The organism is Pseudomonas sp. HY2-MNA-CIBAN-0224 (assembly GCF_040310285.1).
GTDB classification, from domain to species: Bacteria; Pseudomonadota; Gammaproteobacteria; order Pseudomonadales; family Pseudomonadaceae; genus Aquipseudomonas; species Aquipseudomonas helleri.
Genome location: NZ_JBEOPQ010000020.1, coordinates 62,898 through 76,442, shown reverse-complemented (window position 1 = coordinate 76,442; position 13,545 = coordinate 62,898). Strand labels below are relative to the sequence as shown.

The following is a 13,545-nucleotide window of genomic DNA, read 5'->3' as shown; positions in this document are numbered from 1 at the left end:
TAAGGGGTCAATGTGTCCTATTAAAAGTGTTCGCGATGTCTCCGAACATTGTGTTCGCTATGTCCCCGGTCCATACAGCCCGAAGGAGAGGGGGCCGATTGGGGGGATGCCTTGCCAAATCGCGAGGTCAACTTGGTCATTTACAAGTGTGAGAGGTTTATCGGCAGATATAGACAGTGATTAACGTGATGTGTGTTATGTATTTAAGGTATGTATCCCAATAAAAAGATCTTGCCCTTTTACGTCCTGGATCAAGCAGCCTGCTACGAAATCCAAAAGGGCAAGATCATCAGATTAATGCTTCTTGGTGAAATCAATAACCATACGGCCGGTAAATTTACCCTGCTCCATTTCTTCAAAAATCGTATTGATATCTTCGAGTGGGCGCATCTGCACTTTTGGTACGACTTTACCTTCGGCGCCGAAACGGAAGGCCTCTTTCAGGTCTTCGCGAGTCCCCACCAGTGAGCCAACGACCTCAATCCCGTCCAGGACCAGGCGCGGAATGCTCAGGTCCATCGTTTCAACTGGCAGGCCCACTGCTACAACACGCCCTGCAGCGCGTACACTGGCGACAGCAGAGTTAAAGGCTGATTTGGCGACGGCTGTCACAACGGCCGCATGGGCGCCGCCGAGCTCTTTCTGAATGATCTCATCGACATTGTCTGTCTTCGGATTAAGGGTTAAATCTGCCCCCATCTCTTTTGCCAATGCCAGTTGCTTGTCATTGACATCAATAGCGATCACTTTGGCATTGAATACATTCTTGGCATATTGCAGGGCCAGATTTCCCAGCCCGCCCAGGCCGTAAATTGCCAGCCATTGGCCTGGTTTTATACCTGAAACTTTAATGGCCTTATAAGTAGTCACGCCAGCGCAGGTAATACTGCTGGCTTCTGCTGAATCGAGACCGTCAGGAACTTTGACCGCGTAATCAGCACTGACAATGCATTCTTCAGCCATCCCGCCGTCGACGGTATAACCCGCATTCTTGGCTGTGCGGCAGAAAGTTTCTTTACCGCTGTTACAGTATTCGCAGTTGCCACAGCCGCGGAAAAACCACGCGACACTGGCGCGATCGCCAACTTTAAGTGATGTAACACCTGCCGCTACTTCAGTCACAACACCAATGCCTTCATGCCCAAGTGTGATGCCGGATACATCACCGAAATCTGCATTTTTTACATGCAGGTCGGTGTGGCATACACCGCAGCATTCCATTTTTAATAAGGCTTCTCCGTATTCCAAAGGGCGTAATTTCTTGTCTTCAATGACGACGGTCTTATTCTTTGCGACAACAGCTGCTTTCATAATCAACCCCCACGTGTGGTATGTCTGAAGGCTCATGTTGACTGCCTAACTAAAAATGAGCGGCTGTAGTCTAGCTGCGATTTTCAAAACCGTTGTCTTTTTGGATCCACTGCGATTTCTGCCCATTCCGACTGTGGATGATCGCTGCGGTAGGGCCCGGGTTGAGGGCTGTTTAGCTCCGGCTTAAAACCTTAGCCAGGCAAAAACGGGCTGCGTAGGCCTTGGGCTAAGCTGTCATGACCAAGTCGCAGGCAATACGCAGCCCAAGATCAGAATTGGTTTTTTCAATGGGGATAGATACTATCCTAACGATTAGCCTGCTACCTATCGCGCAGCCATGAAGCCACCCTCCATCCCGTTATCAGATTTTTGGCAGGCCATCCTTGCACCTTCGCGCAGCGACTTACTGTTTGCTCTGCGCAATATCATCGCCGGCGCGGTGGCGCTGTACCTGGCGTTGATCTTCGATCTGGAACAACCGCAATGGGCGCTGACGACGGTGTTCATCGTGGGTCAGTTCACCAGCGGGATGGTGTTGGGCAAGGGCGCCTACCGCTTGGTCGGTACGCTGGTAGGGGGCGTGGCTTCGGTTGCGCTGATTGCCGCGTTTGGCCAGTCGCCCTTGTTGTTTCTGTTGACCATGGCAACGTGGTTGGCGCTGTGCACCACTGGCGCCTCACTGTTACGCAGCCATGCCGCCTATGGCTTTGTATTGGCGGGCTATACAACCGCGATCATTGCACTGCCAGCGGTCTCGGACCCGCTAGCGGTGTTCGACCATGCGACTGCGCGGTGCATAGAGATCAGCCTGGGGATTATTTGCGCGTCCGTGGCGAGTACCGTTTTGTGGCCCCGTCACGCCGAGCAGGCGCTATCGGCTCAAGGGCGAGCGGCCTGGTTGGCCGGGCTTGAAGCCGCGGCGGCAGAACTGCTCGGCACGGATCAACGTAAAGGCATGCTGGTTGCCTTGGGGCGACTGGTAGCGGTCGATAATCAACATGCCAGCGCCCGCTTTGAAGGCCCGGCAGGGCGGCGCCGCTCTCAAGCATTGCGTGTGCTCAGCCGGGATCTGCTCAGTGTGTTGCGTGCAGCCAGGGCGGTGGCACGCCAACGGTTGATGCTCGATGAGGCTGCGCGTGTCATGCCGTTGATCGAGCAAGTGGCGGCGGCATTGCAGCAAGCGCACCTACAGGACCTGCCCGCGCTGGCCCAGCACATCAGGCTGGCGCTCGAGGATCAGACCTTGGGCCAGGAGGCGCATTTTTGCCTGATGGCGCTGGCTCAGTTGTTGCGCTTGATTGAGCAGAGCGCGCTGACACTTCAGGCACTAGAGCAGGGGAGAGTGCCGTCAGGTGCGCCGGGCGCCATGTCGTGGCACAAAGACATTGAACAGGGCGTGCTCGCCGGATTGCGCTGCGCTGTGGCTTTTTTGGCTGTGGCGGCGTTCTGGATGTACACGGCCTGGCCGTCGGGCCTGGGCGCGATATCAATCTGCGGCGTGGTGTTAAGCCTGTTTGCCGCCAGAGAAAACCCTTCTGAATCCAGCCTTAACTTTTTAAAAGGCATTGCACTGTCAATTCCGGTGGCCGGAGTTGTGCATTTTGGCCTGCTGCCCGCCTTTGACAGCTTCGCCATGCTTGGCCTGTGCCTGGGCATACCGTTGTTTCTGGCCTCGTTATGCATGAGCCGGCCAGCATTGGCGGCCACCGCTTCGGCGTTCTGCATCTTCTTTGTCAACAACATCGGGCCCAGCAACCTGATGACCTACGACTTCGCCGCCTTCCTCAACAGCGCCGTAGCCACCCTGATGGGCAGCGGCATCGCCGTGTTGGTGTTCCGCCTGATACAACTCAACCCCGGTGAGCGCCATTATCAGCGCATGTACAAAGCCCTGCTGTTCGACCTGGCTCAACTGACCGTACGCCCGCTGGAGCAAGCCGAAAGCTGGTTTGGCGGGCGCATGGCAGACCGCTTGATCCGGCTGTCACGCTACACCGCAGCGTTTGCTACCGGCACCAGCCACTGGTCGCGTGGCCTGCAAGGTTTGGACCTTGGCGATGAGTTGCTCGAACTGCGCGCCTGCCTCGCAAACAGCCAGGGAGCCCTGGCGCTTGCGCGTGATCGCTATTTGCGTTGCCTGGCGGGTGCTTTTAAACAAGGCGGGCCAAGCGAGCAAAGCCTCACGCTTATGGATGCGCCCAGCCAGGCATTGCTCGGGGCACTGGAGCAGCCTTCGAGGTTGGCGGAACAAGAAATGGCCAAAGCGGCGATTTTGCAACTTCAGTACACATGGCGCAAAGCCTGCCAGACAAGTACCGACTAAGTCTGCGCGACCAACGTATAAAAAACATTCATTCAATAGGTAGTGGCGCAATAGTATCATCGGCCGGGATTGCGCTGGCCTGATAATGCCAGGGCGTTGCAAGCACCTGCAGTCGTTGCCGGAGCATGAGGTGGCGATGGGAGTCGAGTGAGCACTAGAGCGGCGGTACTGCATTGCAGCCAGGCATCTTGTTGGCAGCCACAAGATGCCGCGTTACGCCGCAGCCCATAGCGCTGAAAATAACAAAAGTTTGCTGCTTTCAAACGACAAGCTGCCACACATCAAGCGGCTGAGAAGACACGCGTCATGATTGACTTTAAACAGATGGCTTTAATTCTCGAAGCGCTGCCAGACCCGGCTTTTATCTTTACGCGCAGCGGTAAATACGTTGCAGTGTTTGGCGGGCGCGATACGCGCTATTACCACGACGGCACCGGCTTGATCGGGTTGTACATCCGGGACCTGATCAAACCCGAAGAGGCCAACTGGTTTCTGGAGCAGATTGCCAAGGCACTGGACACGCAAAAGCTCATGGTTGTGGAGTACGAGCTAAGCAACCGGGATGTAAAAGGCCTGCTCGATGAAGGCCCCGCAGACCCCATATGGTTTGAAGGCCGCATCCAGGCCCTGAGCTTTCAAGTAGACGAGGACGACGTTGTGCTCTGGGTCGCCAGCAACATCTCAGAGCGCCACCACCTCGAAGTCAAACTCAGGGAACTGAGCGACACCGACCAACTGACCGGCCTCTACAACCGAAGAAGGCTTGAGCATGACCTCACGCTGCACCACCAGGCATTAACCCGATATGCCGTACCAACGTCAGTCTGCATGTTCGACCTCGACAACCTCAAAATAATCAACGACACCCAAGGTCACCACGTCGGCGACCAGATGATCCTGGCCGCCGCCAACATCTGCCGCACGGCCTTGCGCAAAAATGACACCGCCTGCCGCTTTGGCGGAGACGAGTTTGTGATTGCCCTGCCCAATACCGCGCGTGAGCAGGCCATGCAGTTTGCCGAACGCTTACATGGCTACTTCAAACAAGAGCTGGATCATTTTTCAGTGGGCAATATTGTCGTCACCGCGAGCATTGGCATAACCAGCATGGTGCCGGAAGACACCACCCATGAAGACACACTCAAACGCGCAGATCGGGCGTTGTATGAGGCCAAAAAGACGGGCAAGAACAGGATTGTGTGGGGGTGAGTCTCGAATTTTGTCTGCTATAAACAAAATCGCCCTCAAGATGAGGGCGATATAAGGGATGCAATATTAAGAGTGACTTGTTTGGGTAGGCTTATCTCAATAAATATCTTTGGAAATTAAAGTAAACGGCGTTTTGATGATGATTTTGACATCGAGCCACAGCGACCAGTTATTGATGTAATCAAGATCAATTTCCACACGCTTTTGCATCTTATCAATAGTGTCTGTTTCGCCACGGCAACCACTAATCTGTGCAAGGCCAGTAATGCCGGGTTTGATGCGGTGACGAGCCATGTAGGCGTGAATCTTGTCGGTGTAGTAGTCGTTATGAGCAACCGCGTGAGGCCGTGGACCAACCAGAGACATATCCCCGTGCAGCACGTTGAACAGTTGAGGCAATTCGTCAAGCGATGTACGCCAGATAAAGCGGCCTACAGCCGTTACGCGAGAGTCATTTTTGCTGGCCTGTTGTACATGCTTGTCATCATGCACCTTCATTGATCGGAATTTCAAAACTTGTATGACTTTACCGTTCCAACCGTGGCGCTGTTGTTTGAAAAGGATCGGGCCGGGAGAGGAAAGTTTAACTGCAAGTGCAACAACAAGTAGTACAGGACTAAAACCGATAATGGCCAGCAGTGCAAGCGAGCGGTCCATAAGAGCCTTGCTAAATGCAGCTGTTGGATAGCTGGTAAGCGGGCTCTCGTTCAAATGAATGGCTGGGCGTCCACCCACTTCGCTGACGGAGTGATTCAATAGCAGCATGCTGTCCAAGTCAGGGATCCAGACAACATCGACATTCAAATCCAGTAAATCAATATATAGAGCTTCAATCCGCTGCGCATCTTGCAGAGATAGAGCGAGATAAAGTCGGCGTATATTGTGCTCGGTGATAAGTGCTCGCAGCTGTGTCAACTCTCCGACAACAAGGGGGGAGTTTTCAGCATCTTCGAACGGAGAGGCACTAACAACGCCCACCAATGGAAATTGATTTTGCTGTATAAAACTGTCAGCCAGTTTTAGTGCAACTCCGTCAGAACCAATAATAAGACTGTTGTAATGATGGCTGTTGCGTTCATGATAGCGGCGTGACAGGTAGTGGAGCAGTAAGTAGGGTGGCACTTGGATGGTATAGCTAACTAATGCCCAAGTAATGATAACTTCGCGTGAAAACAAATCGCTGGATTTGGTAATAAATGCGACAGTGCTTAAGCACGTTAGCGTGAATGTCCAAGCAATAAATAGACGCAGCAATCCATTTAAATACCCATGTCTTTTGTAATAGGTATTGGTCGCAGAGTAGGCCGGGACTGAAATAAATAATGTTAAAATGCCAGCAATGCGGTAGTGGAAGTCGATGCTGCCGTTTTTGGTGTACACCAATATCAGTAATGTTGAAATGACAAGGCTCATAGAGATGAACCACTGTCCCCAAAACGTGAGCCCTCTGGCGACGGATTTTCGATCTATGCGAGTATGTATCAAGGTATCAGCCTTGTAAAAGTCTCTAATTATATAGAAGTGGCTAATGATGGAAAGATTAAATTAGACGCACTTCATACTTGTGTGACGTACAACGGTGTAGCTGTCGATGTTGAACTGGTCGTCGATAATAAGGAAAAATGTGGGTAAACGTTCGACGATTTATAACGGCCCAGAGTATTCTGTTTGAATTTTTTTTGATCAACTCTTATCTATGGTTCGTGCTGGTAAAGTAAGCCTCTTTGAAGCCATGCAGCAGGTAGTGTTGTCATTCCTCGATCTTTACTTCTTGAACCAAGCAATAGCCCCGGTTGCGCACTGAGCGAAACAAACGTTCGTTAAATGCTTGTCGAAACTTGTCTTGCAAACGGCTTAAGCACATTTCAAGACCGCTGTATGCTACAGGGTCTTTATTAATGCCTATGATAAGCTCTTGCTTGCTGCAAATCCGCACGGTACTAAGTGCTAGAGTGTTAATAAGCAGCGTTTCAATAGCTGTAAGTTGAATGCAGGCTGTGGTGTTGCATAGCTCTCTTGCAACCACGTTGAAAATCCAGGTCTGTGAGGGGGGCGAGTAAGTTGGGTCTGGTAGTATATAGTTTGGCACGTAGGTAGTCGACACACTATTTAAGGTTGCGGGTTTAATTGTTTTGGAGCGTGGTGTACAGCCTTTTAGTGGCGAGTTTAAGTTAAAGCGAGTTGCTTGTTTTGGTAGGTTCGTAATTTTAAGTGCGATTATATTAAATGTGTTGAGGGCTGTCTTCATAATTAGGTTTCTCCATGAATTCCTAAATTTTTTGCGCGGTTACAGATATGTTAGAACCATTTTTTAAAATTTTGTCGGAGTGTGTAAGGTCTAAGTAAATTGGTTATTCTGAGATAGTCCCTCGGCGCAAACGATACCCGTAGGAACGGACGCTGATAATAAGCTCAATATTATAAGCTTTTTTTATTTTGGTTCTTAAGCGGCTGATCGATTTCTCTAGCGCTCTAGGGTCATAAAAAATAACGTTCGGGTCCAGAGCTTTGGCAATGCTGTCTTGCTTCATGACGTGCTCAGGTGCTTGCATAAGCGCATCTATAATTGTCATTTCGGTATATGAAATATCAAGTTTATAGGTGGTGCTGCACAGAAGTAGTCTTGTACGGTCCAGGTATAACTGTGTCGGTGATTTCCAATGTGAATCTTCTAATGCTTTAGATAGAATTTTTTTTCTTTCTTGCGGGTCGCTGGACAGTTTTAAACAATGGTCAGCGCCAGAAATATAAAAAGGCGTTCCGGAAAATGACTTGCTGTGGGTCACTAGTATGAAAATACAGGCAGCCTGATTGGTTTGGCGAATTTTTTTTAAGATATCAAGGCTTTCATGTGTTACATCAGGGGTATTAATCTCAAAAAAAACAGCTTCAACCTGAGAGGAATTTAGGTTAAGAACCATTGCTAAACAGGAAGCATCAAGATGCACTATCTCAGATGAAACCACTTTATTTAAATCATCAATTAGCACTTGTGTGTGCGCAAAATTGAACACCGAAGAATTTAACGCGTCGGCTTTGCATCCTGCGAAAAGCATATTACCTAACCCAAGTAAGTAGAGGCGGTTCGATTTTGCCATACGCGCCCGCATGGAAGCCGACTTTTTATAACAGTTTGGCCTTATTTGTTTTTCAAGATTCAATGGCTTGCAGCTTTGAGGTGTTGAATAAAACGATCGTTTACTTTAAGCGCCATCGACGGTGAGTGCGATACGAGTGGTTTATCTTCTGAAAAAGGCTTTCGGCATGGCTGCAAGTGCAGCCCAGCGAATAACCCTAGGCTAATTACGAAGCTCAAATATTCAGCGCCTGACTGCAATGCTATACACTTAAGCGATTTCTGCTTATGTGGGAGCGGGCTTGCTCGCGATGCTCGCTAACGATGAAGCATATTTGCCTTTTAAATGAGGCACTCTGAATGCCATAGCGAGTAAGCCTGCTCCCACCATTGAGTCGTGTTGCTTTAAGTGAAGATTTGCTCAATCCAATGCTGAACCAGTTGGCTCACTCCGTAATCTTGCCAAAGTTTTCATAAAACGCATCCTGGTTGCGGCCATCTGTCATGGTATGCAGAGAGTACTGTCGATGCAGCATGGCGCCACCGTCACGTGTTAGCGGGGCCCAAGCAATGCTGGCGCGGCTCATGGTCGAGACGCTCATCATTTCGTCAAATGGAATCGAGATATAAATCCCTTTGTCATAACTGCCTTCACCAAACTCTTCAGATGAGACGTTGGTACGAGTGACCCAGCCACCAAATTTTACGCCGTTGGAAAACTCTCTGGAGATATCAATGGTGGTGCCCCAATCGCGCGCCAAATAGCGGCCAACGCTTACGGCGGCGTCCAGATCAAACGGTAGTTTGGTGTAAGCGGTGATATGGCCGGTGATAGTACGGTAGTCCCTCAGGCCAAAATCTTGCTCAAAGTCACGCTGGCGCACATAGTTCAAGTCTGCACCAATCGACCAACGCTCACCCATTGGGCGGTACAGCAGTTCACCGCCAACCCCGGCGTACATAGGCTCCAGGTAACCGCCATAGACCATGCCATAAAGATCCTGATCCAGTTGGCGAGCCTGGTTAAGTTGCAGTGCGGGCATCGTTACATCTGAAGTCGTGACGTATTTACGCACATCGGTACGCACACGTGGCAAGCCGCTAGGCGCATCGTATTTAAACTTATCGTAATTGTTCAGCAAGTTTGCACTGATGCCGCCACTTGCCCAAGTTCCAGGGGTGAAACGATATTGCCCTTCGGCATAGGCGCTGATTTGGTACAGCAAGAATCCATCAGGGCCGCCGATATTCTGTTGGTAACCTAAGCCGAAACCATAAGTGAAAGGGTCTGGTTTCTGTTGAAATAGGGTTTTCTCAATACGCGGTGTCGCGCGATTGACCTCAGTTGTGCGGTGAAGATTAACCAGATCTTGTTCATTGTTGACAACATCTCGAAAGGTCGAGCGCGGAACACTGGTTTCTTCGATAGGCATGTTGTATCGCTTGTTAACCAGATTGAACCACTGAATATCGCTATTCGCATTGTTGTCCAGGATCCGGCTGGCCCGGCCGACGGCTTTGGCTGAGTAAAAATATTTAGACTGCTCGCCGTATACCGTAAGCTCCGAGTCGCGCTGTGAAATACGTTCAACTTTGTAACCAGCATTTTTATCCAACTGCTTGGAAACCTCAGCCCAATCAACCTCAGTTAACGGGGTGACGGGCTCTTGAGTCGGTAGCGGTTGAGCAGGCGGATCGAAAGTTTTGGTCGGGGCTTTGCGACTCACAAAGTTGGTGTGTAGGGTAATGCCGAACAGTGCGGTATTACCACGTTCCCATCCAACGCTTAGATCAACAGAGTCACTCAGTTTGTAGACAGCACCAATATTGAGTGGCGAGTCCTGAACCTGATTGTTTTTTAGAGGCTCATGCTGATAATCATTACCTTCGTATTCTAGCTTCAGACTTAATGGTGCCCAAGGCGTTTGATACGAAACTCCACCGAACAAAGAAGGCGGTCCTTTAAAATACATGCTGGTGTTAACATCACCTGCACTGTTTGGGTCCCGCCGGCTGTTAAAACTGTCACCAGCAAGACTCAATGGGTTTCTGAAATCACCGCGATTACCTATATAGCCCCATGCAATGCCAAGGCTGAAGTCTAAATCTTTATAACGTTTGTTTGCGACAAAGTACTCGCTGGAAAAAAGGCCCGTGCCACCCACGTCTATAAATCCGAAAGCTACTTCCGGAAGCCAATGGCTTTCTTGCCATAGACGTACTTTGACGTCCACAGCTTTATCTTTTGCGCTCTGGTTACCGCTTACTGCTTCTGAGCCATATTTACGGTTAGAGATGGCGGTATAACGAAATGTACCTTCCAGCCAATCAAGCGGTTGTAATGACAGGCTGTAGCGCGAATAGGGATCTGTACGGTTGGCATTCAGGCTTATCTCACCAGCAGGTGCCATACGAGCAGTCGGCGTTTGCAGCAAGCCAACCCCACCAAAATCACTTTGGGTATAACGTGGCTCTGCATGTGCCAGGCTATAGGGCAAAAAGGCGACAATAAAAAAACGTAACTTCAAGGTGCAACCTCAGCCAACAGTTGAGTGGCGAGGAACTGCGCCAACTGCTCATTTAAATCAGGCGTGGGTAAATCCGGATTGTCATTGCGTATGGGTACCAGGATCGTACTGCCAGCTACCGCATAAACACCATCTTTGCGGTTCCATGCCGCAATGGGTACCTGCTTATAGGTTCCGTTTGGGTGTATCAACCATAAAAAGTCGGCATCTGCATCTTTTAAGTGGGGGCATTTGTCTAGATAGTCGCGCGCCTCTTGCATGGCCTGATAGGGCAGGTTGCAAGATTCAACCACCGCCCCAACAACCGTTACTCGGTCTATGCGAGGTGGATAGATCACCTGATCACCATCGCTAACCAAGTAGTTGTGGCTAAAGTTGACTTCTAATGCCACTGGGTCCAGATTTGCAACTTTGCGTCCGGTCACAGGCAAGCCGCTCACATATTCATGCAAGCTTTCTGCGAGAGAGGCTAGGGCGACGTTGTTATTGAGCAAGGAGCCGCGTTGCAGCATTTTCAAATCGAACAGTACACCAACTTTCAAGCGTGTTTGCTGTTCAAGCAGAGGTTGATGCAGCCACCCTGCAGCTAACCAATAGTCATTGTGATTGGGTTGGGCTTGGCTGATGACATCCAGCAGACGCATGCCCGGTGTGTAGGCGACACTCACCGGGTTACGTACCTCTCCGCTAACAGTCACGGCTGCTTGGCTATGCTGAATGAAGCCAAATATAGATGCGCCTAACAACAGTCCAGCGGTCAGTTTTTTTAACTCACTCACCTTGCAGGCTCCCAGTCTGGGCGCAAGTGCACGATCTGCAATAAAATCTCTGGCGTTGCATATTGTTCGCTCTGCAAGATCACGCCGTCCTCCGGTCTCACCCAGTAACGGTTGGTTCCACTGAACCTTAATGCCGGAATGTCGATCTCTTCGTCAATGCGCTGCAGCGCATAGGGTTTATCAAGGATCTTGACCGTTTCCAGGCCTTTACGGCGAAAACGGCTATGCACCGTTACACCCACACGCTGACCGTCATAGATATCAATCTGCCGAGTACTGGTGGTGCCATCGGCGATGTTCTGCAAACCTTGCTTAAACGGAGATGGTCCGTCAAAACGGGTGCTTTCCAGATCTGGCGGCAGACCTACAGTGCGCTCCACAAGGCCGTTGCGAGTCATCAACACTTGCTTGCCAGAGGCGACCCAGTACTGCAGATCGCCCTCTTGACGCAGCCTGGCCATAATCCCTTCACTGGAGCGGGTAGTGACCTTGATTTGCGCATAAGGAACTGCTGCAACGTCTGCCTCTGTTATTTGCAGAGGTTGCACGCCTTGAACAGCAGCCTTGAAGGTATCGACAGAGCCTTTCATCAGCGGGCTACAGCCACACAGCCACAAGCCCGCCAATAGCCAGGAGCGGTTACGAAGAGTTTTCAAAACGGCTCAGCCTTAATCCCGAAGGTTGTGTTGAGTAGAAGCTCCGGTACCTACAATGCTCACAGATGGCACTAATTGGCTGATCAAACGGTTCCAGCGTGTAACTTGTGCAGGACCTACATACACAATGTCCTGCGGCTTTAGCTGAAAGTGGGTGGCAATGGCCAGGCCTACAGGGGATTGAGCATCGAGTTGATAAACCTTGGCGGGCTCAATTTCAAGATTGTCAGCGCCGCGAATCACATACAGCGCATTGCCGTTGGAGGTTGTTTGGTTGAGGCCGCCTACGGAGCCGACTGCGTCAGCTAGTGTCATGTTTTTAGTCTTGAATTTGATCGCTTGCGGTTGGAACACTTCACCCATGACATAAATCTTTTTACGGTCATTGTACGGCAGGTACAACTGGTCGCCGTCTTTCAGGTAAACGTTATACAGTTGTGAGCCTTGAGCTGTATTGAGCGTGTCCATGTTGAGTACATATTCATGGCCATCACGGGTTAACGTCAGGCTGGACAGATCTGCATTCACTGGGTCCACCATGGCTGCGCCCAGTGCTTCAACAACACTGACAGGCGTGGTTGTGATAGGCATCGGGCCCGCTTTGCCAACTGCTCCTGTGAGAGTTGCTTTTTGGCTGGCAAATCGTAAAACACTCAAATCTACTTGCGGGCTATCAACATATTGAGCTAGGCGCTGGGCAATAATCGCGCGCAGTTCTTCAATGCTTTTGCCCGCGGCATCGACTTTGCCGATATAGGGGTAAAAGATACTTCCATCGGGTCGCACCAAGCGCCCGTTGGCATCAATCTGCTGCTGGGCACCGGAAGGTGCGGTCAGCTCTGGGTGATCCCAAACAGTGATGTACAACACATCATTCGCGCCAATCTTATAGGCCTGAGGCTTGAATGCCAGCAATTCTGCTGGCACCGAGCTTGAAACGTAGGTCGCTGCGTTTTGGGCAATCAGCTTGGGCGTGATGGGTATCAACTCTACCCGACTGCTTTCAGGTGAGCCTTCAGTACCAATCTCACTGGTATCCAGATATTGACCGGGCGAAAACATACAACCTTGCAAGGCAAACCCTGCAAGTACCGCGAGCGACAAACTACGAATCATCATTGGGGACACTTGTAAAAGAAACACATCAAAATCAAAAACCTGGCGTAAGCCAGGTGGTTTAGTTCGATCAGCCTGGCGGATACTTAACGAGTAGTACCGGTGGTGCCAGTGGTTCCTGTTGTGCCTGTGGTACCAGTAGTGCCGCCGTTGCTGCCGCCACCGCCGCCACCGCCAGAAGAAATGGCTGCTGCGCCTGCTGCAACCGCAACACCCACACCTACGGCGGTAGCGGTACTCACGCCGCCCAGAACGCCAGTGCTAGTAGCCAAGGATGTGCCAGAGGTAGAACCAGCAGCCCCTGCCTCTGCGGAAGAAGAGGTTGCATCGCCTGGTGTAGAAGTGGAGGCAGGAGCTTCAGCAGCCAGTGCCGAAGTGCTCAAAGCCAGTGCAAGTGCAGAAACGAGAAATTTGTTCATTGGAAAATCCTTTTGATAAAGCGTCTGTATTGATACGAGTGCTGCTTGGGCGATTAAGCCCTGGGAAGCTGCGTGCCTTGCTAATGCATCATGGCGCGGCACCAAGCTGAAGTGGTTCTTTACAGGCA

The 13,545-nt window shown here is 50.8% G+C and carries 11 protein-coding genes; 2 read left to right on the top strand and 9 right to left on the bottom strand.

Annotation, left to right across the window (positions count from 1 at the left end):
* Nucleotides 1-294: 294 nt before the first annotated feature.
* Nucleotides 295-1,311: an alcohol dehydrogenase AdhP gene (adhP, locus tag AAEZ03_RS12035; protein WP_123748790.1), complete on the bottom strand. Its 1,017-nt coding sequence runs from the start codon at nucleotides 1,309-1,311 to the stop codon at nucleotides 295-297.
* A gap of 337 nt (nucleotides 1,312-1,648) precedes the next feature.
* Between adhP and AAEZ03_RS12030 the strand changes: the two genes are divergently transcribed.
* Nucleotides 1,649-3,634 (top strand): FUSC family protein, encoded by a 1,986-nt coding sequence (locus AAEZ03_RS12030; RefSeq protein ID WP_350578851.1) that lies wholly within the window; start codon nucleotides 1,649-1,651, stop codon nucleotides 3,632-3,634.
* A gap of 306 nt (nucleotides 3,635-3,940) precedes the next feature.
* Entirely contained in the window at nucleotides 3,941-4,843 is a 903-nt protein-coding gene (locus AAEZ03_RS12025; protein ID WP_350578849.1) for a GGDEF domain-containing protein, read from the top strand.
* 96 nt (nucleotides 4,844-4,939) lie between these two features.
* On the opposite strand, the gene AAEZ03_RS12020 is transcribed toward AAEZ03_RS12025, so the two are convergent.
* From AAEZ03_RS12020 to AAEZ03_RS11985, 8 genes are all read right to left on the bottom strand, one after another.
* The gene (locus AAEZ03_RS12020) at nucleotides 4,940-6,256 is read right to left on the bottom strand and encodes an undecaprenyl-phosphate glucose phosphotransferase (RefSeq protein WP_350578847.1); all 1,317 of its coding nucleotides are present in this window, start codon (nucleotides 6,254-6,256) and stop codon (nucleotides 4,940-4,942) included.
* Nucleotides 6,257-6,593: 337 nt separating this feature from the next.
* Nucleotides 6,594-7,091: a winged helix-turn-helix domain-containing protein gene (locus tag AAEZ03_RS12015; protein ID WP_350578844.1), complete on the bottom strand. Its 498-nt coding sequence runs from the start codon at nucleotides 7,089-7,091 to the stop codon at nucleotides 6,594-6,596.
* Between the two features lie 103 nt (nucleotides 7,092-7,194).
* On the bottom strand, nucleotides 7,195-8,004 hold the full coding sequence (locus AAEZ03_RS12010; protein ID WP_350578841.1) for a helix-turn-helix domain-containing protein: 810 nt from the start codon (nucleotides 8,002-8,004) through the stop codon (nucleotides 7,195-7,197).
* Nucleotides 8,005-8,365: 361 nt separating this feature from the next.
* Complete coding sequence (locus AAEZ03_RS12005) at nucleotides 8,366-10,447, bottom strand: YjbH domain-containing protein (protein WP_350578838.1); 2,082 nt, start codon at nucleotides 10,445-10,447, stop codon at nucleotides 8,366-8,368.
* Nucleotides 10,444-11,226, bottom strand: coding sequence for a capsule biosynthesis GfcC family protein (locus AAEZ03_RS12000; protein WP_502947922.1), 783 nt, complete (start codon nucleotides 11,224-11,226; stop codon nucleotides 10,444-10,446). The genes AAEZ03_RS12005 and AAEZ03_RS12000 overlap by 4 nt, the downstream gene beginning before the upstream one ends.
* Nucleotides 11,223-11,882 (bottom strand): YjbF family lipoprotein, encoded by a 660-nt coding sequence (locus AAEZ03_RS11995; protein ID WP_350578835.1) that lies wholly within the window; start codon nucleotides 11,880-11,882, stop codon nucleotides 11,223-11,225. The genes AAEZ03_RS12000 and AAEZ03_RS11995 overlap by 4 nt, the downstream gene beginning before the upstream one ends.
* A gap of 12 nt (nucleotides 11,883-11,894) precedes the next feature.
* Nucleotides 11,895-12,998, bottom strand: a complete 1,104-nt coding sequence (locus AAEZ03_RS11990) for a polysaccharide biosynthesis/export family protein (RefSeq protein ID WP_350578861.1) — start codon at nucleotides 12,996-12,998, stop codon at nucleotides 11,895-11,897.
* Between the two features lie 86 nt (nucleotides 12,999-13,084).
* Nucleotides 13,085-13,270 (bottom strand): hypothetical protein, encoded by a 186-nt coding sequence (locus tag AAEZ03_RS11985; RefSeq protein ID WP_228393029.1) that lies wholly within the window; start codon nucleotides 13,268-13,270, stop codon nucleotides 13,085-13,087.
* Between the last annotated feature and the right edge of the window lie 275 nt (nucleotides 13,271-13,545).

Excerpts from the sequence above, each read along its gene's own strand:
- AAEZ03_RS12015 (WP_350578844.1), bottom strand. The coding sequence starts at position 7,091 with ATGAAGACAGCCCTCAACACATTTAATATAATCGCACTTAAAATTACG.
- adhP (WP_123748790.1), bottom strand. The coding sequence starts at position 1,311 with ATGAAAGCAGCTGTTGTCGCAAAGAATAAGACCGTCGTCATTGAAGAC.
- AAEZ03_RS12030 (WP_350578851.1), top strand. The coding sequence starts at position 1,649 with ATGAAGCCACCCTCCATCCCGTTATCAGATTTTTGGCAGGCCATCCTT.
- AAEZ03_RS12025 (WP_350578849.1), top strand. The coding sequence starts at position 3,941 with ATGATTGACTTTAAACAGATGGCTTTAATTCTCGAAGCGCTGCCAGAC.
- AAEZ03_RS12020 (WP_350578847.1), bottom strand. The coding sequence starts at position 6,256 with ATGAGCCTTGTCATTTCAACATTACTGATATTGGTGTACACCAAAAAC.
- AAEZ03_RS11990 (WP_350578861.1), bottom strand. The coding sequence starts at position 12,998 with ATGATTCGTAGTTTGTCGCTCGCGGTACTTGCAGGGTTTGCCTTGCAA.